Source organism: Microbacterium sp. (assembly GCF_047972865.1).
Classification (GTDB): Bacteria; Actinomycetota; Actinomycetes; order Actinomycetales; family Microbacteriaceae; genus Microbacterium.
This window is the reverse complement of record NZ_JBKEAY010000076.1, coordinates 1-24,266: the sequence shown is the minus strand read 5'-3', so window position 1 is coordinate 24,266 and position 24,266 is coordinate 1. Positions and strand designations below refer to the sequence as shown.

At 72.6% G+C, this 24,266-nt stretch carries 21 protein-coding genes and 1 pseudogene; 13 read left to right on the top strand and 9 right to left on the bottom strand.

Annotated elements, in window-relative coordinates; genetic code table 11:
• Window positions 1-164 precede the first annotated feature (164 nt).
• Both ACK5KK_RS04950 and ACK5KK_RS04945 read right to left on the bottom strand, forming a co-directional pair.
• A complete protein-coding gene (locus ACK5KK_RS04950) occupies window positions 165-1,724 on the bottom strand; it encodes a 5-oxoprolinase/urea amidolyase family protein (protein WP_416888981.1) in 1,560 nt (519 codons plus the stop codon).
• Window positions 1,718-2,473 carry a LamB/YcsF family protein gene (locus ACK5KK_RS04945; RefSeq protein ID WP_416888980.1) on the bottom strand — a complete coding sequence of 252 codons (756 nt, stop codon included), beginning with the start codon at window positions 2,471-2,473 and terminating at the stop codon, window positions 1,718-1,720. The genes ACK5KK_RS04950 and ACK5KK_RS04945 overlap by 7 nt, the downstream gene beginning before the upstream one ends.
• Before the next feature lie 85 nt (window positions 2,474-2,558).
• Between ACK5KK_RS04945 and ACK5KK_RS04940 the strand changes: the two genes are divergently transcribed.
• The 4 genes from ACK5KK_RS04940 to ACK5KK_RS04925 all read left to right on the top strand — a co-directional run bounded on the left by ACK5KK_RS04940 (window position 2,559) and on the right by ACK5KK_RS04925 (window position 5,567).
• Window positions 2,559-3,422, top strand: coding sequence for a spermidine synthase (locus ACK5KK_RS04940; RefSeq protein WP_416888979.1), 864 nt, complete (start codon window positions 2,559-2,561; stop codon window positions 3,420-3,422).
• 143 nt (window positions 3,423-3,565) lie between these two features.
• Window positions 3,566-4,093 carry a hypothetical protein gene (locus ACK5KK_RS04935; protein ID WP_416888982.1) on the top strand — a complete coding sequence of 176 codons (528 nt, stop codon included), beginning with the start codon at window positions 3,566-3,568 and terminating at the stop codon, window positions 4,091-4,093.
• A gap of 29 nt (window positions 4,094-4,122) precedes the next feature.
• Window positions 4,123-4,611: a SprT-like domain-containing protein gene (locus ACK5KK_RS04930; protein ID WP_416888978.1), complete on the top strand. Its 489-nt coding sequence runs from the start codon at window positions 4,123-4,125 to the stop codon at window positions 4,609-4,611.
• Window positions 4,612-4,688: 77 nt separating this feature from the next.
• Complete coding sequence (locus tag ACK5KK_RS04925; protein WP_416888977.1) at window positions 4,689-5,567, top strand: DUF4190 domain-containing protein; 879 nt, start codon at window positions 4,689-4,691, stop codon at window positions 5,565-5,567.
• Between the two features lie 17 nt (window positions 5,568-5,584).
• On the opposite strand, the gene ACK5KK_RS04920 is transcribed toward ACK5KK_RS04925, so the two are convergent.
• Window positions 5,585-6,169 carry a phosphosulfolactate phosphohydrolase gene (locus ACK5KK_RS04920; protein WP_416888976.1) on the bottom strand — a complete coding sequence of 195 codons (585 nt, stop codon included), beginning with the start codon at window positions 6,167-6,169 and terminating at the stop codon, window positions 5,585-5,587.
• 39 nt (window positions 6,170-6,208) lie between these two features.
• On the opposite strand from ACK5KK_RS04920, the gene ACK5KK_RS04915 reads away from it, so the two are divergent.
• Window positions 6,209-6,751, top strand: coding sequence for a hypothetical protein (locus tag ACK5KK_RS04915; RefSeq protein ID WP_416888975.1), 543 nt, complete (start codon window positions 6,209-6,211; stop codon window positions 6,749-6,751).
• 12 nt (window positions 6,752-6,763) lie between these two features.
• On the opposite strand, the gene ACK5KK_RS04910 is transcribed toward ACK5KK_RS04915, so the two are convergent.
• The gene (locus ACK5KK_RS04910; protein WP_416888974.1) at window positions 6,764-7,210 is read right to left on the bottom strand and encodes an Lrp/AsnC family transcriptional regulator; all 447 of its coding nucleotides are present in this window, start codon (window positions 7,208-7,210) and stop codon (window positions 6,764-6,766) included.
• Window positions 7,211-7,274: 64 nt separating this feature from the next.
• Here ACK5KK_RS04910 and ACK5KK_RS04905 point away from each other — a divergent pair, with 64 nt between their 5' ends.
• On the top strand, window positions 7,275-8,681 hold the full coding sequence (locus ACK5KK_RS04905; protein ID WP_416888973.1) for a DUF6421 family protein: 1,407 nt from the start codon (window positions 7,275-7,277) through the stop codon (window positions 8,679-8,681).
• Between the two features lie 59 nt (window positions 8,682-8,740).
• Window positions 8,741-9,811 (top strand): threonine aldolase family protein, encoded by a 1,071-nt coding sequence (locus ACK5KK_RS04900; protein ID WP_416888972.1) that lies wholly within the window; start codon window positions 8,741-8,743, stop codon window positions 9,809-9,811.
• 23 nt (window positions 9,812-9,834) lie between these two features.
• On the opposite strand, the gene ACK5KK_RS04895 is transcribed toward ACK5KK_RS04900, so the two are convergent.
• The 5 genes from ACK5KK_RS04895 to ACK5KK_RS04875 form a co-directional block, all read right to left on the bottom strand.
• Window positions 9,835-10,086, bottom strand: a complete 252-nt coding sequence (locus tag ACK5KK_RS04895) for a pyridoxine 5'-phosphate oxidase C-terminal domain-containing protein (RefSeq protein WP_416888971.1) — start codon at window positions 10,084-10,086, stop codon at window positions 9,835-9,837.
• Window positions 10,056-10,787, bottom strand: coding sequence for an amidohydrolase family protein (locus ACK5KK_RS04890; protein WP_416888970.1), 732 nt, complete (start codon window positions 10,785-10,787; stop codon window positions 10,056-10,058). Before ACK5KK_RS04890 ends, ACK5KK_RS04895 begins: the two co-directional genes overlap by 31 nt.
• A 37-nt stretch (window positions 10,788-10,824) precedes the next feature.
• Window positions 10,825-12,480 carry a cell division initiation protein gene (locus ACK5KK_RS04885; protein ID WP_416888969.1) on the bottom strand — a complete coding sequence of 552 codons (1,656 nt, stop codon included), beginning with the start codon at window positions 12,478-12,480 and terminating at the stop codon, window positions 10,825-10,827.
• A 102-nt stretch (window positions 12,481-12,582) separates the two neighbouring features.
• A complete protein-coding gene (locus ACK5KK_RS04880; protein ID WP_416888968.1) occupies window positions 12,583-13,395 on the bottom strand; it encodes a helix-turn-helix domain-containing protein in 813 nt (270 codons plus the stop codon).
• Between the two features lie 3 nt (window positions 13,396-13,398).
• Complete coding sequence (locus tag ACK5KK_RS04875; protein WP_416888967.1) at window positions 13,399-14,064, bottom strand: NUDIX hydrolase family protein; 666 nt, start codon at window positions 14,062-14,064, stop codon at window positions 13,399-13,401.
• A gap of 80 nt (window positions 14,065-14,144) precedes the next feature.
• Between ACK5KK_RS04875 and ACK5KK_RS04870 the strand changes: the two genes are divergently transcribed.
• The 6 genes and pseudogenes from ACK5KK_RS04870 to ACK5KK_RS04845 form a co-directional block, all read left to right on the top strand.
• The gene (locus ACK5KK_RS04870) at window positions 14,145-14,762 is read left to right on the top strand and encodes a hypothetical protein (RefSeq protein WP_416888966.1); all 618 of its coding nucleotides are present in this window, start codon (window positions 14,145-14,147) and stop codon (window positions 14,760-14,762) included.
• 37 nt (window positions 14,763-14,799) lie between these two features.
• On the top strand, window positions 14,800-15,450 hold the full coding sequence (locus tag ACK5KK_RS04865) for an alpha/beta hydrolase (protein ID WP_416888965.1): 651 nt from the start codon (window positions 14,800-14,802) through the stop codon (window positions 15,448-15,450).
• A 51-nt stretch (window positions 15,451-15,501) separates the two neighbouring features.
• Window positions 15,502-17,907 carry a PEP/pyruvate-binding domain-containing protein gene (locus ACK5KK_RS04860; RefSeq protein WP_416888964.1) on the top strand — a complete coding sequence of 802 codons (2,406 nt, stop codon included), beginning with the start codon at window positions 15,502-15,504 and terminating at the stop codon, window positions 17,905-17,907.
• A complete protein-coding gene (locus tag ACK5KK_RS04855; RefSeq protein WP_416888963.1) occupies window positions 17,904-18,482 on the top strand; it encodes a TetR/AcrR family transcriptional regulator in 579 nt (192 codons plus the stop codon). The genes ACK5KK_RS04860 and ACK5KK_RS04855 overlap by 4 nt, the downstream gene beginning before the upstream one ends.
• A 68-nt stretch (window positions 18,483-18,550) precedes the next feature.
• On the top strand, window positions 18,551-23,155 hold the full coding sequence (locus ACK5KK_RS04850; protein ID WP_416888962.1) for an ATP-dependent helicase: 4,605 nt from the start codon (window positions 18,551-18,553) through the stop codon (window positions 23,153-23,155).
• Window positions 23,156-23,208: 53 nt separating this feature from the next.
• Window positions 23,209-24,266 (top strand): annotated as a pseudogene (locus ACK5KK_RS04845) (hypothetical protein); the annotation flags it as partial.

Below are 24,266 nucleotides of genomic sequence, written 5' to 3'. Positions count from 1 at the left end.
GGGAGCACCCGGTGCTGACCGCCCCAGGCGAAGCGGCCGAGCCCCGCACCGAGGATGAGCGCCAGCTGAAACAGGGCCAGCAGCGCGAGGATCACGGTGAGCACCAGCGCGAAAGGCATGGGCCTCACCGTACCGTCGTGGGCACCATCGTCGTCATCGCGCGCTCACCGGTCGGGACGCGCACGTGCGTGCCGGAAGCGCACCCGCGCACCCGGACGCAACTGACCGAGCCGATCCCGGTCGACGACCACCGCGATCACCGGATACCCCCCGGTCACCGGCGCATCGGGACCGAAGACCACCGGTTCCCCTCCCGGCGGCACCTGCACGGCACCGGGCAGCATCCCCTCACTGGGCAACTCCATCGACACCGCACGCGTCAACGCGGGTCCGTCGAGCCGGATGCCGACACGGTCGGCCTGCGCCGTCACCACCCACGTCGCCTCGTACAGCACGCGATGCGCCTCCGCGTCGAACCAGCCCGCGCGCGGGCCCGGCGCCAACTCGAACACCACCGGATCGTCGACGACGGGACTCCACGGATGCAGATCCTCCGGCGGGATCGGCGCACGCGCAGCATCCGCGCGACCCAGCCGGTCGCCCGCCTGCAGCGCCCGCGGGCCGAGGCCAGCGAGCGTATCGGTCGACCGCGAACCGAACAGCTCCGCGGCGGCGACCCCACCCCGCACCGCCACGTAGGCGCGCGCGCCGTGCGCGAACCAATCCACGTGCAGCGCACTGCCCGCCGGCCACGGATGCGCCGCATACGGATCCACCCGGGCGCCGTCGATCTCCACCGGGCCCCAGGCACCGGTCACCGCGACCCACAGATCGACGTCGGCGACCGCCCGGAACCCGCCCAGCGTCACCTCGACACCGGCGGCATCCTCATCGTTCCCCAAGAGGCGATTGGCCGTACGCAGCGCCCCGCGGTCGGCCGCCCCTCCCCCGGCGACGCCCTCGGCGGCGTGCCCCGGACGCCCCTGATCCTGCACCGTCGCAAACAGTCCCGGCTCGACGACCGTGAACGCCGCGTCGGCGGGAGTGACGTGGGCGGATGCCGCGGCCTCCACCCCCACCGCCACCGCAGCCCGGGCCCGCTCCAGCGCGAACCGCACCGTCGCCCCGGGCGTCAACAGCACCGGCGTGGCGGCGGCGGGGTCGAACAACGGAGCATCCGTGCGGCCGATCAGCCGCCATCCGCCCGGCGTCTCCCGCGGGTACGCGCCGCTGAACACCCCTGCCAGCCCGACCGCACCGGCGGGCACCCGGGTGCGCGGCGACGACAGACGCGGCACGTCGAACGGCCACTGCTCACTGACGAGATACCCGAACCCGGGCGCGAACCCCGTGAACGCGACCGTCCACACCGCCCCGGCGTGCGCGGCGACGAGCGCGTCAGGGGAGGTCTCCAGCATCCGTGCCGTTTCGGCCAGGTCATCGCCGTCGTAGCGGATCGGCACGACGACCTCGTCGACCGACCGTGCCCCCGCGGCGACAGGGGCACCGGATGCCCGCTCGATCCACGCCCGCGCCGCCGCCAGCGGCAGCACTCGCGGATTCACGTGCACCAACACGGTGCGCGCTGCCGGAACGACATCGATGACCCCGTCCGGCACGTCGGCGGTCAGCCGGGCCTGCACCGTGAGGACATCCGTGAGCGACCCCAGCTCGACGAGCACGCCGCGATCCCCGAAGGGAAGCAGACGCAGCCCGGTCACCACGGCGCCCGCACCTCGACACCGGCCGAATCGAGGGCACGCCGCACCGCCCGGGCCATCGCCACCGCCCCCGCCGTGTCACCATGCACGCACATCGACACGGCATCGACCGCCACGACGCTGCCGTCGACGGCGACCACCGTGCCCTCGACGGCCAGGCGCACGGCGCGTTCGGCAACCTCCTCGGGGTCGTGCAGCAACGCCCCCGGCTCGGTGCGCGGGACGAGCCTGCCGTCGGGGAGGTAGCCACGGTCGAGGAACGCCTCCGCACGGAACGGCAGGCCGTGCTCCCGCGCCGCGCGGACGATCTCGCCGCCGAGCGCCAGCACCGGCAGGGCGCGCCCGATCTCCGCACCGATGTCGGCGATCGCCGCCGCGACCGCGTCGGAACGGGCCGCGTCCGCCGAGACGACGTGGTACAGCGCACCGTGCGGTTTGACGTAGCGCACGTCCGCCCCCGCCGCGATCAACGCCGCCACCTGTTCGCGCACCTGCGTGCGCAACCGGGCGGGGTCGACGGCGAGCGCGGTGCGCCCGAAACCAGCCGGATCGACGAACGAAGGATGCGCCCCCACCGCCACGCCGTAGCGGGCCGCCCGGGCCACCGCATCCGCCATCGACGCGGCATCCCCGGCGTGGCCCCCGCACGCGACGGACGCGCTGGAGACGACACCGAACATGGCCTCATCGTCGGCGGTCGGGACCCCGCCGACGGTCTCACCCAAGTCGGCGTTGAGGTCGATGGAAGCCATGCGTTCACGCTACTCCGCCGCACCGCGCGCCGAGAGGGCGCGCGACCATCCGAAGACTCGGAGTGAGCGAGATAACGTGAGAGGCATGGCGCGCGCGCAGATAGACGTTCCGGGCCCGTCGGTGCGGCTCGCGGACGGATCGACGGCACAGATCGTCCCCAGCCGGTTCGCCGGCGGGTGGGAGCTGGTGGTCGGCGACACTCCGCAGTCTCACGTCGACCTCGACGACCCGACGCACCTGCACTTCGAGTACGTGGGCCGCATGGCCGCCGTCATCGACCAACTGCGCACGCCGCGCGAGCCGATCACCGCGATCCACCTCGGCGGCGGTGCCCTCACGCTGCCGCGCTACGTCGCCCACACCCGGCCGGGTTCGCGGCAGCAGGTGATCGAGCTGGAGCCGGCCCTCGTCGAGCTCGTGCGAGACCGGCTGCCCCTCCCCCGCGGCGCGCAGATCCGGGTGCGCCTGGGCGATGCCCGCGACGTCGCAGCACGGATGCCGCCGGGCCTTCAGGGCGCGGCGGATCTCATCGTCTCAGACGTGTTCGCCGGCGCGCGCACGCCCGCGCACCTCACCACCGTCGAGTACTACCGCACCCTCGCCCGCCTCCTCGCCCCCGAGGGCGTGCTGCTGGTCAACGTCGCCGACGGCGCAGGGCTCGCGTTCGCGCGCCGTCAGGTCGCGACGGTGTGCGAGGTGCTGCCGCAGGCGATCGTGCTCGCCGAAGTGCAGACCCTGAAGGGGCGGCGGTTCGGGAACCTCGTGATCGCCGCCTCAGCGGCGGAGCTGCCCACCACCTGGCTGCCGCGACTGATGGCCGCCGGGCCACATCCGGCGAAGGTCGCCCACGGCGCCGAGATCGACGCGTTCGCCCGCGGGTCGCGTCCGGCGACCGATGCCGATGCGAGCGCGTCACCGGTTCCGTCGGCATCCGTCTTCGACCGATGACGATGCCGATGGCGCGTCCCCGCGGCGCGTCCGTCGCCCGATCACGCAGCGCGCGGTGAGACTGGGAGGCACTGGGTGACGAGGACGCGACGTGGGCATCGGGCACGCACGCCGCCGACCACCACGGACAGAAGGGCATGCACGTGGGAATGATCAAGGGATACGACGCGGACACGTTGCGCGAGATCGTAGACCCGGGCGAGTGCACGACGCGCCTCGCCGAACTGGGCGATCAGCGCAGCCTGCCCGCCATGCTGGAGCGGGTGTGGCTGCTGAAGGTGCTGGAACGGCTCGATGAGGCACTGCCGCTGTCGGAGCAGGTCGTGCGCCACGCGCGGATGGCCGGCACCCGCAAAGACGTGCTGCGCGCCCGGGTGCTGCATGCGACCGTGCAGCAGCGCCGCGGCGCGCACCCCGCCGCCGTCGCGGAACTGAACGCGTGCACCGAGGAAGCCGACGGGCAGGAGTGGGCGGCGTTGTCGGCGTTCGCGCACCAGCACCGCGCCAAAGTGCACTTCGAAGCCGGCGACTACGCCGCCGCGCGCGCCGACTTCACCCGGACGCTGTTCCTGCGCCAACAGACCGGCGCTTCGGACCAGCAACTGGAATCGGTGCTGCACGCGATCGAGACCTGCGACCGACGCCGCACCACCGACGCGGTGGCGAGCTGAGTGTCGGCGCCCCTCTGTAGCGTCGCTCCATGACCGATCTGCTCGTCGTCCGCGCCACCGCGGACGACCTCATCACGCAGCACCTCGACCCGTCGTGGACGTTCGCGTTCGACAACGCCAAACGCCGCGCCGGCGCGTGCGACTTCACTCGCAAGCGCATCACCGTCTCGCGCTACCTCGCCGCCCGGTACGACGACGAGGCCAACCGGCAGACCCTGCTGCACGAGGTGGCCCACGCCCTCGCCGGCGCCGAGGCCGGCCACGGACCCCGCTGGAAACGGACAGCCCGCGCCCTCGGGTACACCGGCGGAACCACCCATCACGGCGAGACCGCCACCGAGTTGGCGCCCTGGGTGGGCACCTGCCCCAACGGGCACACCGCCTACCGGCACCGCCGAGCGACCCGGCCGACCTCATGTGCGCGGTGCTCGGCGCAGTTCGATCAGCGGTTCTTGTTCGTGTGGACTCGACGCGAGATCACGCCTGCCACGCGCCTGGCCGCGATGACGCCGCGCTGAGCCAACGTTCGGGTGCGCGGGGTACAGTGCGTGGGCAATCCCGCGACACGGGTGACGAGGACGGGAGACATGCCGAGATGAGTGATCGCGAAGCGGCCGGGCCGACCGCGCTGCCCACCATGCTGCCCGCCGTCACGGAGCGCGACGGACCGACCCCCCGAGCGCGTCGTGCCTGGCCGCCGGTCGGCATCCTGACGGCGGTGTGCGTCGGCATCCTGTCGGTGCTGCTCGTGCTGCGCGCGGCCCCGTGGGACACGACGTGGACCTCGATCTGGGTGTCGCGCGCGCTGCTGGTGCTGCCCGCGCTGGCCGCGCTCGTGGCGGCGATCGTCTCGGGGACGTCACCGCTTCGGAAGACGCTGGGGGCGCTGAGCGCCCTCGCCGCCGCCCTGCTGATGGCGGGCGTGACCGACACGGAGTCGTCGTTTGGATGGATGCCGTGGTTCGCGCTGCTGTTCGTGAGCTGGGCGCTGACCTACCCGATCCGCCCGGTGGGCTGGTTCGCCCTGATCCTGCTCGGGGCGGGATCGGCGGCGATCACCGTGCTGACGGGCGCCTGGCTCGCGGTACTGTTCGGCCACGACGTGCCCGGCGATGTCGCGCTGATCGGGTTCACCGGCGTCCTGGTGGTGCCGCTGGCGGCTCTGTTCTTCGTGACGGTCGTCCTCGCCCTGCAATGGGGCTCGTTGCCGCCGGTTCGCGCCGATACGACCCCGGCACCGCCGTGGAACGTCGCCGCCGTCATCTCGCTGGTCGCTGCACCGTTCATCGGCATCGTCGGCGTCATCTTCGGTCATCTCGCGGTGGCGCAACTGCGACGCTCGCCGGGACGGGGCCGCGGCCTGGCCATCGCCGGCCTCACGATCGGATACCTCACCACTTACCTGTCGGGTGCGCTGCTGATCCTGTGGGGGATGACCATCGTCAGCGGACCCGGTCCGGGGTGGACGTGGTGACCTGACGCGACCGGCGCTCAGACGTGCGCGTGAAAGCCGCGCGCACCGAGGACCGGCACGACCGGAACGCCGTCGATCGTGGCGGCGTCCCGCACCGCGTCGCGGTCGGCCCCCGACCCCGAATCGCTCGCGGCCAGCAGGTGCCGCACCGCCCCGCGCAAGCCCTGAAAGGCGACCGCCGCCGCCGCGGCTTCGGGTGAGGAGTGATCGATGCCGACGGTGCTGAGCGCGTCGACGATCGCGCCGGCACCCAGCAGGTCTTCCACCGCGAACCGCACCGGCGCGTCCGCGGGGGCGGATGCCGGGTCTCCGACGGCGATCACCGCGACGCTCGTCCGGGCCTGGCGCTGCCGTTGGTGGGCGCCGATCGCCTCGGCCACCGCGGTGGCGTTGCACAGGGCACCCCACAGCACGAGAGAGCCACCCGCGGCGGTGCGCGCGAGCGGAGCGGGCGCGTCGACCGTCTCCCCCGCCGCGACCCGCGCGACGACATCGGTGCCGAGCACGTCGACGATCACGGTCACGTCTGCCGGTTCGACCCGCGCCAGCCCGGCGGCACCCCAGTCGAAACGCACCTGATAGCGGGTCTGCGAGAACGGCATCCGGTCAGCCTACGGCCCGGCGGCAGGCAGACTGGACACATGCGCATTCTGTTGAAGCTCCTGCTCGACTGCGACGCCGATGCGGCCTGGCGCGCCGTGCACTCCCCCCACGCGGTCACCGAACTGTACGGACCGCTGGTGACCGTGCGGCCGCTCGCGGAACCGCCGACGTCGATTGCGCACGGCGACGACGTCCCGGTGCGGGTCGGAGTGGGCGGCATCCGCCTCGGCGACCAGCTGATCCACGTCACCGACCGCGCCGTCGATGACGTGCACGGCGAGGTGCGCATCATGCGCGACAGCGGCATTCCGCTGACCGGTCCGCTCGCGGCCCTCGACGTCTGGGACCACCAGATGGCCATCTCCCCGGCCCCGGGCGACCCGACCCGGACGCTGTGGCGCGACCGGCTGGTGATCGGCGGCGCGGCCGCGGTCCCGCTGTGGCCGGTGCTGTGGGCCACGTGGCAGTGGCGTGCCGTGCGGCTGCGGCAGCTGGCCCCGACGTGGGCGTACGACCCCGAGCCTGCCACAGCGGGTGAGAACGACACTCCCGGGGCCCACCACCGGCGCCCCCGAACCTGAGGCGCCGGTGGCTCAGAGCGGCTGGACGGGGCGGTGCTCGTAGAAGGTCTGCAGCACCACCGTGGTGCGGGTGCTCACCGACGCGGCGGTGCGGATGTCGCGGATGAGGTCTTCCAGCGCGCGCGGTGAGCCCACCCGCACGAACAACATGTAGGCGGCCGCGCCGGCGACCGAATGGCACGCCTCGATCGCGTCGAGGTGCGCCAGCAGTTCGGGGGCGTTGTCGGGCTGCGCCGGATCGAGGGGCGTGATCTCGACGAACGCCGACAGCGGACGCCCCACCGCCTCGGGGTCGAGGACGGCGCGGTAACCGGCGATCACACCCGACTTCTCGAGGCGGCGCAGACGGCTCTGCACCGCCGAGAGCGACAGGCCCACCTCCGCGGACAACTCCGCCAGGGTCGCGCGAGCGTCGCGCGACACCGCGGCGACGATGCGTTGGTCGACAGCATCCTCCATAGGTGAAACAATATCAGTGATAGTCATATTCAACCGAAAAATTTCTTGCATTTCGGAGGATGTCATGTCGATCATCTCGCCTCGCGTGACGCGCGACCTCACCGGCGCCCACCTGGCGCAGGACGTGCGCTGGCTCGACCTGAAGGCCGCCACCACCGCGCTGCAGCGGCTGCAGGACCACGACGGAGCGGTCCCCGATGCGACCGACCACCGTGCGGCACGGGAACTCGTCGATGTCATCACCGCATCCCTCGGGGCGCTCGCGCCGCTGTTTCCGCACGACGCCGCCTATCTCACCGCGTCGACCGGCGATTTCCAGCGGTGGGCCGAGGGCGGTTTCGCGGTGCCGGACTTCCTGGACTCCCTGCAGGCGTTCCAGCCGCAGCAGGGCCGCGTGGACGGACGGCGACACGTCATCGTGTTCCCGATGTACACGCAGAACGGGTCGCGCGACCGTCATGTCGAAGCGCTCCTGGTCGAGGCGATCTGGCCCGACGTCATCGCCGAGCTCGAGCGGACCTACACCAATGGCCTGTTCGTCTCACTGCGTCTGCTCGACTTCACACCCGGCTACGACACCGACAGCGCAGTGCTGTTCCCGGAGACGGTCGCGATGCGCGAGGTCCCTGTGTTCACGTGGGGCGCCATCTTCCAGAACCGCGAAGCGGCCCGCCACCGACGAGTCGTCCGGACCGCGGCGGAGGTGACCCACCTCGATCTGCCCGAGCCGGCCACGCGGATGCTGGCGGATCAAACACTCGCCGAGAACACGTTCGTGATGTGGGACCTCATCCACGACCGCAGCCACATGCGCGGCGATCTGCCGTTCGACCCATTCATGATCAAGCAGCGCATGCCCTACTTCCTCTATGCCCTGGAAGAGCTGCGGTGCGACCTCACCGCCTTCCGCGAGTGCGTCACGATCGCCGACCGGCTCGGGGCGCGCGCCGCCGCCGGCGAACGGCTCACCGAGGTCGAGTCGCAGATGCGCGAGACCGCGGCACTGGTGCCGTACGCCGTGATCTTCGACCGGATCTTCCGGTTCGCGGTCACCGGCGGGCGCGTGCGCAATTACGACGGACTGGGCGGGCAGTTGCTGTTCGTGTGGCTGCACCGCCACGACGTGCTGCACTGGACCGACACCCGCCTCGCGATCGACTGGGACCGGGTGTCGGATGCCGTCCTCGCCCTCGGTGAGGCGATCGACCGGCTGTACTGGGAGTCGATCGACCGGCCTCGGGTGGCGCACTGGCTGGCCGCGTACGAGCTGATCCGCGGGATCGTGCCGCCGCACCCGGCATCCGCCTGGGCCTCGGGGTTGCCGCGCGAAGTGCTCGCCGGACCGCCGTCGGGCTACACGGACGCCGTGCTCGACGACGAGTTCCCGCTGTCGATGTTCTTCGAGGCGCTGGAGCGCAAGCTACGCCCCGTCGTCGCCGCCACCCGCGGCATCCGCGGTGACGGTCAGTGACCGCCTGCGGCGGGGATCTCGTCGATGACGGACCTCGGAACCTGCGTAGGGTGGATGCCGTGACGAGGATCCACGACGCCGCAGCGCGCGGGTTCGCCAGCGACAACTACTCCGGCATCCACCCTGACGTGCTCGCCGCGATCGCCGATGCAAACGACGGACACCAGGTCGCCTACGGGGACGATGTCTACACCGCGCGACTGCGGGACGTGTTCGAGAGCCATTTCGGCGACGGCATCGAGGTGTTCCCGGTGTTCAACGGCACCGGCGCGAACGTCACCGCACTGCAGTCGATGCTGCCGCGCTGGGGTGCGGTCATCGCGGCATCCACGGCGCACATCAACGTGGACGAGGGCGGTGCCCCCGAGCGGGTCGCGGGGATCAAGATCCTGAACGTTCCCACCGACGACGGAAAACTCACGCCCGACCTCATCGATCGGGAGGCGTGGGGGTGGGGGGACGAGCACCGCGCGCAGCCCCTGGCCGTGTCGATCACGCAGTCCAGCGAGCTCGGCACCGTCTACACCCCCGGCGAGATCGCCGCGATCGCCGACCACGCCCACAGCCGCGGCATGCGCCTGCACCTCGACGGCGCCCGGGTGGCCAACGCCGCCGCGGCCCTCGACCTGCCGCTGCGGGCCCTCACGCGCGACGTCGGCGTCGACGTCATGAACTTCGGCGGCACGAAGAACGGCGCGATGCTGGGCGAGGCGGTGGTCGTGCTCGACCCCGCCGCGAGCGACGGGCTGCTGTTCCTGCGCAAGCTGAACATGCAACTGGCCAGCAAGATGCGGTTCGTGTCAGCGCAGCTGATCGCGCTGCTGGCGGGCGACCTGTACCTGCGAAACGCCCGCCACGCCAACGCGATGGCGCAGCGGCTCCGCGACGCCGTGGCGGCGGGACTGTCCGACGGTACGATCCACGGCGTCGGATTCACCCAGCCCACCGAGGCGAACGCGGTGTTCGCGACCCTGCCCGAGGGTGTGGCAGACCGGCTGCGGGAGAGCTTCCGCTTCTACGACTGGGATGCCGGCCGCCGCGAGGTGCGCTGGATGTGCTCCTTCGACACGCACCCCGAAGACGTGGATGCGTTCGTCGCCGAGCTCGCCCGGCTCACCGGCCCGCGCTGAGCCGCGCGCCGGGCGCACGCGTCTCAGCCGGGCAGCACGCGGTGGAGCCAACGGCCGGCGTCGCGCACATACTCGGCGCGCCGGCTGGCGGCGTCTTCGGCGCCCTCCCAGAACAGCATCCGCCGGGGTTCGACGGCAAAGCCCACCCAGGTCTCCGGGGCCGTGGGGTCGGGGTGGGATGCCGAGAACCGCGCCCACTCGGCCACCCGTGTGTCGCGCGACTGATCCGCGTACGCCTGCGTGTTCACCCACGCCAACTGCTGCAGATACGGCACCCGTTCCCGATACGCGCGCGCCACCTCGTCCGCGTGTCGACCTGTTCGCCGGCCTGCGCGCGACGGCGCAGACCGTGCCGGCGCGCCACCTCGCCGAGCGCGAGGAACGTCTCTTCGGCGTCGGAGTGCACCCCGGCGGGCCCGACGGCCACCTGCACCCAGCCGTCCAAGGCGACGCCGCCGTCGTGTCCGTCCGGGAGCAGTTCCGCGACGATCGCCTCCGCACTCTCGGCCGCCACCCCCGGATCGTCCCGGGCGGTGCCGCGCACGAAAACCAGGCGCGCGCCGACACGGGTCGCCGCGTCGGCCACGGCGCGTGCGATCGACACGGTGTCCGACACCGGGTCGGGTCCCACCGGCGGTGGCCAGTTGAGCTGGTGGTCGGCCACCGTGGTCACGCCGCACAGCAGCGATTCCGCCAGCCCCACGCCCGCCGTGGCCCCCGTCAACGACGCGTCGATACCGGCCTGACCGTAGGCGGTCGCCATCGCCGGCAACCACTCGTGCATCGGCACGCCGCGTGTACCGGGCAGGGTGCGAAACCCGGACTGCAGCAGGTGGTGATGCGCGTTGACCAACCCGGGTGTCACGACGCACCCGGTCGCGTCGATCACCTCGACGGTGTCATCGAGGTGTGCCTCGGTCACCCGCCCGTCGGGTCCGACGCGCAGATCACCGTCGCGTTCGAGATCGGCATCCACCAGGATGCGCCGGGCGCCGGTGACCCGCGAGCACGGATCAGTCGCGCACGTCGTCGTCGGGCTCGGCCGGGTACTCGCCGGGGATCTCGACCACGAACACCGTGTCGCGCTCCAACGTGGGGGCGTCGGGATCGACGACGTCCGCTGCCGGGTCGGCCTCGAACTCCATCGTGTCGATCGGTCGGGTCTGCTCCGGGACGAACTCGTCCCGCGGCTGCTCTCGCGCGGGGGCGGGCTCGGGCTCGTCGACGACCTCGACCGACTCCGCCGCGGGCTCGTCGGCGACTGGCTCCGCCACGATGACCTCGGGCTCCGGCTCGGGCTCGGGCTCAGGCTCGACGGCCGCGGGCTCGGGTTCCGCTTCCGCGGGCGCGAACTCCGCGAGCGCGGGCGCGGCCACCGCCGGCGCGGGCGCGAACTCGACGGGCGCGGGCGCGGGCACCGCCGGCTCGGCCGCGACGGGATCGACCGCGGGCTCGACGGCGACCGGCTCCGCCTTCGCCGCGGAAACGGATGCCGCGTCGCGCTCCAGCGCCGGCGTCTCGGCGCGCATGAGGTTGCGCACCTCGGCCATGAAGCTGGCCAGCTGGTGCTGCTGCCAGCGCAACTGGCGGGTCCGGTCCTCGGCGTCGCGCAGCACCGACTCGGAGTGCGCCGTCACGGTGTCGATGATGTGCTGCGCGCGCTCGCGGGCACGGTCCAGGTGGTCGCGCGCCCGCAGCTGCGCGTCGGCTTCGACCTGCTGGGCCTGGGCCCGCATGAGGCGTTCGAAGTCATCGGCCTTCGCCGTGATCCGCTGGGAGTGCTCCAGCGACGTAGCGACCTGGTCGTTGGCATCCTTCGTGATCCGCTCCGCGTGCGCGACGGCCTGAGTGTGCAGCACCAGGAACTCCTGCTGCGCGTCGTCCTGTCGGCGGGTCAGCGACTCCTCGAAGTCCAGCGCCCGCATCCGCTGCTCGCGGGCCGCGTCCTCGGCCTCGGTGCGCGCCTGCTCCGTCTCCCGAGCCACCAGCGCTCGCAGCGCGGCCGCACCCTTCTCCGCCTCGGTGCGGATCGTGGTCGCCTCACGCTCGGCCTGCGCGACCTTCTCGGCCGCGGCGGTCTTCTGGCGCTCCACCTGCGCCTCGTGCGCGGTGAGCTCGGTAGAGATGCGCAGCCGGGCCTGATCGGCGTCGTGCTCGGCGCGCGCGATGATGGCATCGGCATCCGTCTGTGCCTCGGCGCGGCGTTGCGCGATCTCGGCGTTGGCGGCCTCGAGTAGCCGGTCCGCCTGCAGACTGGCGTTCTTGATGAGCACGCTCGCCTGCTCCTCGGCGACGTGCAGCACCTCGTCGAACCGCTGCCGGTGCGCGACATCGCCGCCGGTGCCCATGAGCTCCTCGGTGAGGGTCTGCACCTGATCCTCGCTGGTGGCGACCTTCGCCTGCGCGACCGCCAACTCGGCCTCGAGCTCGGCGACACGCGCCTTCGACCGCGCCTCGACCGCGGCGATCTGCTCGCTCTGCAGCTTCTGCGCGACCGTGGCTGCCTCCTGCGCCGACCGCAGCCGGCCGTTGAGCTCATCGAGGGCCATGTCGACCTCGTGCTTCTCGTATCCGCGGAACGCGGTCGTGAAGGCCGGACCCTGATCGGAGGCGGAGTTGGCGATCAGGGCGTCAAGCGGTGAACTGTCGGGGTTGTGCGGCTGGGACACGGAGGCACTCCTGGGGACGGGGCGGGTCGGGGCGCAGACGACGGCGAAACATCTGCCGACACCGACGCTACCCTCCTTGCGCCCCGCGCAGGTATTCCGCGCTCAGCTCGACGGGCCGATCAGGAACGTCCGGACCGTGGGCCGCCAGTGCCGCGCGACGTACTCCACGGCATCGTCGACACCGAGCGCGCGCGTGGAGTTGCCCACTCGCACCCACAGGTCGGTGCTGCCGGCGTGGGTGAGGAACACCGGCTTCGACGACCGCGGCACGACCACCGCGCACACCGCCGCGCCGCCGTCGGGGGCGGCGAACCGGATGCCGGGCAGCGCCGCCGCGTTCCGTCCGAGGGTCGTGGACAGGAGGTCCCGCAACCACAGCTCGAAGCGATCGTGGTCCGGTGTGCGCAGCGTCGCCAGATCACGGTCCAGGCCCACCGGTTCACCGGCATCGTTCGCCCCGATGATGAGGACTCCGCCGCCCGTGTTGAGGAACGCCGCGACCGTCTTGGCGACGACCTGCTCCATGCGGGCGTCCTTCTTGTCCTCGCGGACGTTCCACCGCGCCGTCTCCTTGAACTCGACGCGGTCCGACTCTCCCGCCGCCAGCAGCGCCGGCACGTCGACGTCGTCGTCGGGCCGGATCAACGCCGCGGCTCCCGCGACCAGCAGCGAGATCACGAGGCTCGATCCGAAGGCGAGCAGCAGCGTCCACACCGCGAACACCCGATCGCCCAGACCCCACCAGTCCGCGAGCAGGATGCCGACGCTGAGCCCCAGCACCGAGACGATAACCATCGCCGGCAGCGACAGCCGCACCCGGCCGCGGAACAGTGCTCGCAACGCCCGCGCGATGAGATAGGCGAGGACGAGCGCCACCGGCAGGACGACGGCGAACTCGACCAGGCGGTTCTCCATGGTTCAGCGCAGCGCGCCGACCGAGGCCAGCGCCATCCGCACCAGCGTGGACCGCCCGCCCTCCATCTCGTCGGCGAGGCGGTCGGATGCCGCCTCCTGCGGGCTCATCCAGGTGAGTTCGAGGGCATCCTGACGCGGCTCGCACGTGCCGGTCACCGGCACCACGAACGCGAGCGACACGGCGTGCTGCCGATCGTCGTGGAACGCGCTCACCCCGGGCAGCGGGAAGTACTCGGCGACCGTGAACGGCGTGGGCTCGGGCGGCAGCAACGGAAAGGCCATCGGCCCGAGGTCGTTCTCGAGGTGGCGGAACAGCGCGTCGCGCACCGTCTCGCCGTAGCGGACCCGGCCCGACACGATCGAGCGGGTGATCTCGCCCAGCGGCGTGGCCCGCAGCAGGATGCCCACCTCGGTGACCGTCCCCAACCCATCGGTGCGCACCGGCACCGCCTCGACGTACAGCATCGGCAACCGTCGGCGTGCCTCCGCCAGTTCGACGTCGGTGAGCCAGCCCGGGTTGGCCGCGCTTTCGCGCGCCGGTGAGCCGAACGACCCGTCGCCCGCCGCGCGGTGCCCGCCGCCGGCGGCCCCCAGGTCCCGCAGCGGATCCTGCGGCGTCCCGTCGTCGTCGCGCTCGTACGGGTCGGGGTCGGGGGTACGAACGGCCATGGTTCCTGTATACCCCAGCGCACCTCTGACGCGCGGACCCGCACTCGCGCCGCAGCACACCGACACGTCAGAATGGGGCAGTGAACACCCCCGCCGATCGCGCGACGCGCGTGCAGGACATCGTGACGGTCTTTCTGCTGTCGATCACCGCCGTGCTCACCGCCTGGTGCGGGTTCGAGTCCTCCAAATGGGGCGGCGAGATGTCGATCGCCTTCAGCCAGGCCTCTTCGGCACGCGTGCAGGCCGCCGCAGCCGCCGGCGAGGCACGCGATGCCCGCCAGTTCGACCTGCAGATCTACACGCAGTGGGTCGTGGCCACTGCCGATGAGCGGGAACAGCTTGCCGCCTACGTCGAGGATCGGTTCCCGGAGCGCCTCAAGGTGGCGTTCGACGCGTGGGTCGACGGCGGCATGGCCGAGGACAGCCCGCTCGTCGTCGACGCCTACGTCGCCCCCGGCGACGCCGAAGCCGCCGATCTCACCGCGCGCGCCGACGGCAAGTTCCAGGAGGCGCTCGAGAACAATCAGCGTGGCGACAACTACTCGCTGCTGACGGTGATGTTCGCGCTCGTGCTGTTCCTGGGGGCCATGTCGCAGCGCGACATCACCCGCTGGGTGAGCCGGACTCTTCTGGGGCTCGGCGTGGTCGTGGCGCTCGTCGGCATCGGGTTGCTGACGACGTTCCCGATCAAGATCTGATCCGGGCGGTGTCGGCCTCGCCTGCCAGAATGAGCGGATGACCGACATCCCCGCTCTCGACCCCGATGCCGTGATCTGGTCGGTCCCGGCATCCGAACGCGCCGGCCGTCCGCTGCTCGTGCTGCTGCACGGGTACGGGTCGGACGAACGCGACCTGTTCGGGCTGGCGCCCCACCTCCCCGCCGCGTTCGTGATCGCGTCGGTGCGGGCGCCGCTGTCGCCACCGTTCCCGGCACCGGGCTGGTCCTGGTACCCCATCGAGGGACTCGACGGGCGCGACCCCGGGGCGATCACCGTCGCCGCGCAGCGCGTGCTGGGGTGGCTGGACGCCGAGGCCGGTGGTGCGGCATCGGTGGGTCTGCTGGGCTTCTCCCAGGGCGGCGCCGTCGCGCTGCAGGCGCTGCGGCTGCGGCCCGAGGGGTTGGCGTTCGCGGTCAACCTCGCGGGGTACGTCGCCGAGGGGGCACTGCCCACCGACGCCGACCTGAAACGGGTGCGCCCGCCGGTGTTCTGGGGCCGCGGCGCGCGCGACGACGTCATCCCCGCCGACCGCATCGAGCACACCGTGCTGTGGCTGCCCGACCACGTGGAACTGAGCGGGCGCGTGTACGAGGGGCTGACGCACAGTGTGTCGCAGGACGAGCTCGACGACGTCACCACGTTCCTCGCGAAGCGGCTGCAGGACTGACCGCATCCCCGCGATGTTGTGAACGCGGCGTTCACTAACTAGCGTGAGGGCATGGACAGTCCGCTCTGCACCCCGCTCACCGATGTCCGGCGCACCGACCTTGCGCTCGCCGGGGGGAAGGGCGCGAACCTCGGCGAGCTCATCGCGGCGGGATTCGACGTGCCGGCGGGGTTCGTGGTCACCACCGCCGCGTACCGTGCCGCGATCGCTCCGCTCGACGAGGTGGATGCCCACGCTGTCGCCGCCGCAGCCGTCCCGGCCGCCGTCGACACGGCGCTCCGCGCAGCCTACGCGGAACTCGACGGCGGACCGGTCGCGGTGCGGTCGAGCGCAACCGCCGAGGATCTGCCTGGCGCGGCGTTCGCGGGGCAACAGGACACTTTCCTCGGCATCGTCGGCGACGAAGCGCTGCGCGACGCGGTGCGCCGCTGTTGGGCGTCGCTATGGACCGACCGGGCGATCGCGTACCGTGAACGGCTGCGCATCCCGCCGGAGTCGGTCGCGATCGCCGTCGTGGTCCAGCGGATGGTCCCCGCCGACTACGCGGGGGTGATGCTGACCGCCGACCCGGTCACCGGTGCCCGCGACCGGGTGGTCATCGACGCGAGCCCGGGCCTGGGTGAGGCCGTCGTGTCGGGGCTGGTCACCCCCGACCATGCCGTGGTCGACGAAGCGGACCGGGTCGTGGCGCACACCCGGGGCCGGCGGGAGACCGTCATCCGCGCCGCGGCGAACGGCGGCACCCGCACCGAATCCGGTGGGGACGAGCCGGCGCTGACCGACGGCGACCTCGCCGGGCTGGCACGGGTCGGCCGCCGCATCGCCGCCCACTTCGGTACGCCGCAGGACATCGAATGGGCCATCACCGAGCGGGGGATCGCCATCCTCCAGGCCCGTCCGATGACCGCGCTCCCGCCCGCACCCATCGCGCTCAGCCGACTGCAACGGTTCATCGGCCCGGTGCTGCTGGAGCTGCTGCCGCGCCGCCCCTACCCGCTGGAGTTCACGACGTGGAGCCTCATGATCGGCGCCCACGTGCAGGGGATGGTCGACGGAATCGCCGGTCTGCGGCTGCATTTCGCCGACATCATGCCCGCGCACGATGCGATCGTGCAGGAATTCGTGCCGTATCAGCCGCACCCCACCGGCAGGACGCCGCGGCGCGTGCTGCGGACGATTGCGCACCTGGGCCGCGACCCCCGCCGATGGCGAACCGATACGCGGTACGCGCAGTTCCGGGCGGCGACTGCGGTCCTCGCGGCGCAGAACCCGCGTGAGCTGTCCTGGTCCGAGTTGGTCTCGGTGCCCCCGCAGGCGGCCGCCGCGACCGACCTGATGACCGCGCTGCGTATCGCCTACCTCCCGCCGGCGGCCGCCGCGATGGTCCGCCTGCGACTGATCCTGGTCGCACTCGGCCGCACCGACCTGTTCGCAGATCTGCTCCTCGGTCACCGCACCGTGACCCAGCGGGCCAACGACGAGCTCGCGGCGATCGCCGCGGCGATCCGAGCGGATGCCGATCTGGCGGGCCGCGCGGCGGAATGCGACGGCGACGAACTGTGGGCACTGGTCCGCGACGGCGCTCCCCGCATCCGGGCACAGGTGGAAGCGTTCCTCGACGAGTTCGGGCACCGCGAGACGACCAGCATACTGCTCGGGAAGGACCCGACCTGGGGGGACGAGCCCGGCACGATGATGGCACTGGTCGCGGTGTTGCTCGGCGACGAACCCGATCCGCGCCCCGCACGCTTCGAGACGGCGTTGGCGACGCTTCTGGCGCACCCGGTGGTGCGGGCGCTCCGGCTGCAGCCGACGGCGCGGCGCCTCGCGGATCGCGCCTCGACCGGTGTGCTCGTGCGGGAGGACTCCCACTTCGAGCTGACTCGCACCATGCCGCCGGTGCGTCACGCGCTCATCGAGGCGGGTCGGCGGCTCGCCGAGGCCGGCGCGATCGACGACCCGGAGGACGCCTGGTTCCTGACCTATGGGGAACTGCGGTCGATGACCGGCCCCGACGACACGCGCGTGGACGTGCGGGCAGCCGCGCTGCGGCGCCGTGCGGCGTATGCGGAGCGGGCCTCGGCTCCGTTGATCGCACCCTCGACGCTGTACCCGAATCGCCGCGCAGGCGACGCCGTGGTCGCGGGCACTCCCGGCGGCGGCGGGCGCGCCCAGGGCCCGGTGCGCGTCATCCACGACGTGACGGAGTTCGCGCGGCTGCAGCCGGGCGAGGTGCTGGTGTGCCCAGCGACCAACCCGTCCTGGACCCCGCTGTTCGCCCGGGCTGCGGCCGTCGTGGTCGACAACGGCGGGGTTGCCTCGCACGCAGCGATCGTCGCCCGCGAGTACGGCCTCCCGGCGGTGATGGGCACCGGCGACGGCACTCGGGTGCTGACCGACGGCGACCTCGTGCGGGTGGACGGCGACCTGGGCACCGTGACGGCGGCGGACGAGTGACCGCCGATCACCGTTCCCGGAACCGGCGGCGCGGCGAAGCGCTGGAGCAGGCGATCCTCGACGCCGCGGCGGACGAGTTACGCGCCGTCGGGTACGCCGGGATGACGATCGAGTCGGTCGCGCGCCGCGCCGGCGCCGGCAAGGTCTCGATCTACCGGCGGTGGCCGCGCCGGGTCGAGCTGGCGCTGGATGCCGCGCACCGGCTGGTGGGCGATCCCCCGCTGCCGGCCGAGCCCAGTACGCTCAGGGCCGATCTGGTCGCGGTGTTCGGCCACATGATCGCCCAGATGGCGGATGTGCCGGGCGAGGCGATGCGCGCCATCGTCGCCGAGGCGCTCCAGAGCGGCGAGCTCCCGGTCGGCACGTCGCCCGGCGCCGCCCACCGCACCATGCTCGCGGTGCTGGAGCGGGCGGCCGCGCGGGGCGAGCACGTCGATCCTGCGGCGTCCGCGGTGCGAGTGGATGCCGCCGCCGCCGCGCTGCAGTACCGCTTCCTGACCCGCGGGGTGCCGACGCCCGCGTTCGTCGCCGAGCTGGTGGATGAGGTCGCCCTGCCCCTGCTACGGGCGGATTGACCGCCGGTCGCCGCCGGGCCGGCGACCGGCGGTGAGCCGATGTCGGGAGCGGGGGCGAAGATGGAGGGATGGCGGACGTGCTGGAACGATTCGGTCCTGCGACGCAGGACTGGTTCCGTGGCGCGTTCTCGGCACCCACCCCCGCGCAGACCGGCGCCTGGGAGGCGATCTCCGACGGCAAGCACGCGCTCGTGGTCGCCCCCACCGGGTCGGGCAAGACCCTGTCCGCGTTCCTGTGGGCGATCGACCGCGTCTTCCGCGACAAACCGGTCGCGCGCGCCACGAAGGATGCCGGCGGCACCCGCATTCTGTACGTCTCACCCCTGAAGGCACTGGGCGTCGACGTCGAGCGGAACCTGCGCTCGCCGCTGGTGGGCATCGGTCAGTCGGCGCGGCGGCTCGGGCTGAGCCTGCCCGACGTCACCGTCGGGGTACGTTCGGGCGACACGACCTCGGCGGATCGGCGGCGCCTGGTCACCCACCCGCCCGACATCCTCATCACGACCCCCGAGTCGCTGTATCTCATGCTGACCTCGCAGGCGGCCCAGACCCTGCGCGGCGTGCACACCGTGATCGTGGACGAGGTGCACGCGGTCGCCGCCACCAAGCGCGGCGCGCACCTCGCGGTCAGCCTGGAACGCCTCGACGCGGTGCTCGACGCCCCGGCGCAGCGGATCGGCCTGTCGGCGACGGTGCGGCCCATCGACGAGGTCGCGCGGTTCCTCGGCGGCGCCGCGCCGGTCGAGATCGTCGCACCGCGCGCGAGCAAGACATTCGACCTGCGCGTCGTGGTGCCGATGGCGGACATGTCGAACCCTCCCCCGCCCGCGCCGCCGACCGCCGAGGCGGCAGGCCCCGCGGAGGCCGACGCCGACGACTGGTACACCCCGCCGCAGACCACCGAGATGACGGGGTCGGTGTGGCCGCACGTCGAAGAGGCGATCGTCGAGCGGCTCCTCGCCCACCGGTCCACCATCGTGTTCGCCAACTCTCGGCGGCTCGCCGAACGCCTCACCGGTCGCCTCAACGAGATCTACGACCTACGCCTCGGCATCGACCTGCCCGCCCCCGCCGCCCCCGCCGAGATGATCGCCCAGTCGGGCACCACGCCCGGTGCTCCCCCGGTGCTCGCCAAGGCGCACCACGGGTCGGTCTCGAAGGAGCAGCGCGCCCAGGTCGAAGAAGAGCTGAAGTCGGGCGTGCTGCGCTGCGTCGTGGCCACCAGCAGCCTCGAGCTCGGCATCGACATGGGCGCGGTCGACCTCGTCATCCAGGTGGAGGCGCCCCCGTCGGCCGCGTCGGGCCTGCAGCGGGTGGGCCGGGCCGGGCACCAGGTGGGCGAGATCAGCCGCGCCGCGCTGTTCCCGAAGCACCGCGGTGACGTGCTGCACACCGCCGTGGTCACCGAACGGATGCTGGCCGGCAAGATCGAGGCGATCTCGGTGCCGCAGAACCCGCTCGACATCCTCGCCCAGCAGACGATCGCGGCGTGCGCGCTCGACCCGCTCGACGCTGAGGGGTGGTTCGAGACCCTGCGGCGCTCGGCACCGTTCCGAACCCTCCCGCGCTCCGCCTACGAGGCGACCCTCGATCTGCTGGCGGGCCGGTTTCCGTCGGACGAGTTCGCCGAGCTGCGCCCCCGGGTGGTGTGGGACCGTGACCGGGGCACCCTCACGGGACGCCCCGGCGCGCAGCGGGTCGCCGTCACCAGCGGCGGCACCATTCCCGACCGGGGCCTGTTCGGCGTGTTCGTCGCCGGCGAGACCCGCAACGCGCGCGTCGGCGAGCTCGACGAGGAGATGGTGTACGAGTCACGTGTCAACGACGTGTTCACCCTCGGCACCACATCGTGGCGAATCGTGGAGATCACCCATGATCGTGTGAACGTGACACCGGCGTTCGGCCAGCCGGGTCGGCTCCCCTTCTGGCACGGCGACGGGCTGGGGCGCCCCGCCGAGCTGGGTGAGGCGCTGGGGGCGTTCACGCGGGAGGTCGCGGCGGCCGGCGACCAGAAGGCGGCGGCCCGGTTGCGGGAATCGGGCCTCGACGACAACGCGATCGGCAATCTGCTCGCCTACCTCGCCGAGCAGCGGGAAGCAACCGGGAGCCTACCCACCGACCGCACCCTCACCGTCGAACGTGCCCGCGACGAGGTCGGCGACTGGCGCGTCATCTTGCATTCCCCGTACGGCATGCACGTGCACGCGCCCTGGGCGCTGGCGGTGAACGCCCGCATCCGGGACCGACTCGGCGTCGAGGGCGCCGCCGTTGCGAGCGACGACGGCATCATCGCGCGGGTGCCGGACGCCGACACCGACCCACCCGGCGCGGATCTGTTCGTCTTCGACCCCGACGAGCTGGAGCAGCTGGTGACCGCCGAGGTGGGCGGCTCGGCGCTGTTCGCCTCGAGGTTTCGGGAGTGCGCGGCCCGCGCACTCCTGCTGCCACGGCTGAACCCGAACCGCCGCGCACCACTGTGGCAGCAACGGCAGAAGTCCGCGCAGCTGCTGGACGTGGCGCGTCGGCATCCGACGTTCCCGATCATCCTCGAAACCCTCCGCGAAGTCCTGCAAGACGTCTACGACCTGCCCGCACTGCTGCGCGTGACCCGCGCGATCGGCGACCGGCGCATCCGCCTCGTCGAGACGACCACGAGTCAGCCGTCGCCGTACGCGCGCGACCTGCTGTTCGGATATGTCGGTGCGTTCATGTACGAGGGCGATTCACCGCTGGCCGAGCGTCGCGCGGCCGCGCTCTCGGTCGACCCGGCGCTGCTGAGCGAACTGCTGGGCACCGTCGAGCTGCGCGAACTGCTCGATCCCGCCGTGATCGCGCAGTTCGAGGCCGAGGCGCAACGGCTCGCCCCCGACCGGCGCGTGCACGGCATCGAGGGGGTCGCCGACCTGCTCCGGTTGCTGGGGCCGCTGGACGCCGCGGAGGTCGCCGCCCGGTTGGCCGACGCACCCGGCGGCTCGGCGACACGGCACCTGGACGACCTGGTCGCGGCGCGACGGGCGATCCGGGTGACGGTGGCGGGAGCTGCCCGGGTCGCGGCGATCGAAGACGCCGGGCGCCTCCGCGACGCGCTCGGGGTCGCGTTGCCGGTGGGAGTCCCGGTCGCGTTCCTCGAACCGGCCACCGACCCGCTCGCCGAACTGGTCGCCCGTTTCGCCCGCACCCACGGGCCGTTCCGCGCCGGCGACGTCGCCGCCCGCCTGGGCATCGGCCACGCGGTGGCCCGGCAGGCCCTGCAACGCCTGGAAGCACAGGGCCGGGTCTCCCACGGCGCCTTTCTGCCCGTCGCCGGTGACGGCGCGGACGAGACCGACTGGTGCGACACCGAGGTGCTGCGCCGGCTGCGCCTGCGCTCGCTGGCGGCGATCCGCGGCGCGGTCGAACCCGTCTCGCCCACGGCTTTCGCGCGGTTCCTGCCGGCATGGCAGCACGTGTCGGCCGCCGGGAGGCCACTGGAGGGCATCGACGGAGTGCTCACCGTCGCCGAGCAGCTCGCCGGCGTGCCGATTCCGGCCAGCGCGTGGGAATCGCTCGTCCTCCCCGCCCGTGTGCGCGACTACTCCCCCGCGATGCTCGACGAGCTCACCGCCACCGGTGAGGTGGTGTGGTCCGGTCACGGCGCCCTGCCCGGGCGCGACGGGTGGGTGGCGCTGCATCCTGCCGACCTCACGCCGATGACGCTCCCCGACGCCACGCACGACCCGACACCGCTGGAGCAGCAACTGCTCACGGCGCTCGCCGCGGGAGGAGCGTACTTCGCCGCTCAGCTGACACCGATGACCGACGCCGCCAACGACCAGTCGGTCGTCGACGCCCTGTGGTCGCTGGCGTGGGCGGGGCGGATCACGAACGACACGTTCGCGCCGGTGCGGTCGCTGCTGGCCGGCGGCAGCCAGGCGCACCGCACCGCGCGGCGCCCGCCGCGCAGTCGCATGTTCCGCGGCATCCCCGCCGGGCGCCCGGCCACCGCCCCCCAGCGACCCCCGCTGATCGGGGGGAGGTGGTCGCTGCTCCCGGACCGCGAACCGGATGCCGCCGTGCGGGCGACCGCCTCGGCGAGCCTGCTGCTGGACCGCTACGGCGTCGTCACCCGCGGTTCGGTGCAGGCCGAGGGAACCCCGGGCGGATTCGCGCAGACCTACCGCACGCTGGCCGGCTTCGAGGATGCCGGGCACTGCCGCCGCGGCTACGTCATAGAGAAGCTGGGGGCGGCGCAGTTCGCGGCATCCGCGACCGTCGACCGGCTGCGCGAGGACGCCGCCCTCGCCGATCCCCCACCACGCCACGCACTCACCCTGGCCGCGACCGACCCGGCCAACCCCTACGGCGCCGCACTGCCGTGGCCCGCGCTCGACGGCGTCTCGCACCGCCCCGGACGCAAGGCCGGGGGGCTCGTCGTCCTGGTCGACGGCGCCCTCGTGCTGTATCTGGAGCGCGGCGGGCGCACCGCGCTGGCCTTCACCGACGACGACGCGATGCTCTCCGCGGCCGCGCACAGCCTGGCCGAGACGGCGCGCGACCGACGACTCGAGACCCTCACCGTCGAGCGGGTCAACGGGGAGTTCGTGTACACGACGGCGGTGGGACGCGCGCTGCGCGGCAGCGGATTCGCCGAATCCGCTCGCGGACTCACCCTGCGACGGTCGTCCCGTTCATGAGGGAACACTCATGTGAGGGCGAGATCCGCCGGCGATCAACAATAATTGCCGGCATGCGTTCGTCTCTCCGTCTGCTCGCCCTCGGTGCGGCCGCTGTGGCCCTGACCCTCGCCGGATGCGCCACGAACACGGCCGTGTCCGCTGAAGAAGCGGCCGTCGCGATACCGAGCGGCAGCCCGGTGCCGGCGGCGCCAGACCCCGATGCGCCCCCCGGCACGACTCCGCGCCCGGCTGGCAGCCAGACCCCGAGCCCGGCCGACGGCCAGACCCCGAGCCCGGCCGATGGCTCGGCACCGAATCACACCGCGAGCCCGGCGCCCGCCCCGAGCACCCCGGCCGGGACGACCCCGACCGGATCCCCGCCGGCATCCGGCGGTACGGGCGCCGCGGACGCCGACGGCACCGGGAGTGACGCGCCCGACAGCACCGGTGACCGCAGCGATACCGCGACCACCGACGCCAGCGGCACCACCGCGTCCACCGCGACCGGAACCGTCATCGGCAACGGGCGCGCCTCCAGCTGCACGTCGGCCGCCGTGGTCGCCGCGGTCGCCAAAGGCGGCGTGATCACCTTCGACTGCGGCTCGAAACCCGTGACCATCCCGATGGCGGCGACCGCCAAGGTCGTCAACACGTCGCCCAACGTCGTCCTGGACGGCGGCGGCAAGATCACCCTGGACGGCCAGGACAAGCGGCGTATCCTCTACCTGAACACGTGCGACAAGGCGCAGGTCTGGACCACCAGTCATTGCCAGAACCAAGCCGAACCGACCCTCACCATCCGCGGGATGACCTTCACCCGCGGCAACGCGACCGGCCAGACGATCGACGGCGGCGGGGGCGGCGCGGTCTTCGCCCGCGGCGGCCAGGTGACGATCCGCAACAGCACGTTCACCCGCAACCGCTGCGACGCCACCGGTCAAGACGTCGCCGGCGGGGCGGTGCGGGTGCTCAGCCAGTACAACGGTCGTCCGGTCATCGTCTCCGGCAGCACGTTCACGGCGAACCGGTGCTCCAACGGGGGCGCGACGGCCAGCATCGGTGTCTCGTGGGCGATCTCGAACAGCGTGTTCACGGGCAACGAGGCCACCGGCCGGGGCGCCAACCCGGC

Coding starts and splice junctions, on each gene's coding strand:
- ACK5KK_RS04925 (WP_416888977.1), top strand. CDS start 4,689: ATGAGTGATCGCGAAGCGGCCGGGCCGACCGCGCTGCCCACCATGCTG.
- ACK5KK_RS04920 (WP_416888976.1), bottom strand. CDS start 6,169: ATGCCGTTCTCGCAGACCCGCTATCAGGTGCGTTTCGACTGGGGTGCC.
- ACK5KK_RS04860 (WP_416888964.1), top strand. CDS start 15,502: ATGGACAGTCCGCTCTGCACCCCGCTCACCGATGTCCGGCGCACCGAC.
- ACK5KK_RS04905 (WP_416888973.1), top strand. CDS start 7,275: ATGTCGATCATCTCGCCTCGCGTGACGCGCGACCTCACCGGCGCCCAC.
- ACK5KK_RS04880 (WP_416888968.1), bottom strand. CDS start 13,395: ATGGAGAACCGCCTGGTCGAGTTCGCCGTCGTCCTGCCGGTGGCGCTC.
- ACK5KK_RS04850 (WP_416888962.1), top strand. CDS start 18,551: ATGGCGGACGTGCTGGAACGATTCGGTCCTGCGACGCAGGACTGGTTC.
- ACK5KK_RS04945 (WP_416888980.1), bottom strand. CDS start 2,473: ATGGCTTCCATCGACCTCAACGCCGACTTGGGTGAGACCGTCGGCGGG.
- ACK5KK_RS04915 (WP_416888975.1), top strand. CDS start 6,209: ATGCGCATTCTGTTGAAGCTCCTGCTCGACTGCGACGCCGATGCGGCC.
- ACK5KK_RS04930 (WP_416888978.1), top strand. CDS start 4,123: ATGACCGATCTGCTCGTCGTCCGCGCCACCGCGGACGACCTCATCACG.
- ACK5KK_RS04910 (WP_416888974.1), bottom strand. CDS start 7,210: ATGGAGGATGCTGTCGACCAACGCATCGTCGCCGCGGTGTCGCGCGAC.
- ACK5KK_RS04940 (WP_416888979.1), top strand. CDS start 2,559: ATGGCGCGCGCGCAGATAGACGTTCCGGGCCCGTCGGTGCGGCTCGCG.
- ACK5KK_RS04865 (WP_416888965.1), top strand. CDS start 14,800: ATGACCGACATCCCCGCTCTCGACCCCGATGCCGTGATCTGGTCGGTC.
- ACK5KK_RS04875 (WP_416888967.1), bottom strand. CDS start 14,064: ATGGCCGTTCGTACCCCCGACCCCGACCCGTACGAGCGCGACGACGAC.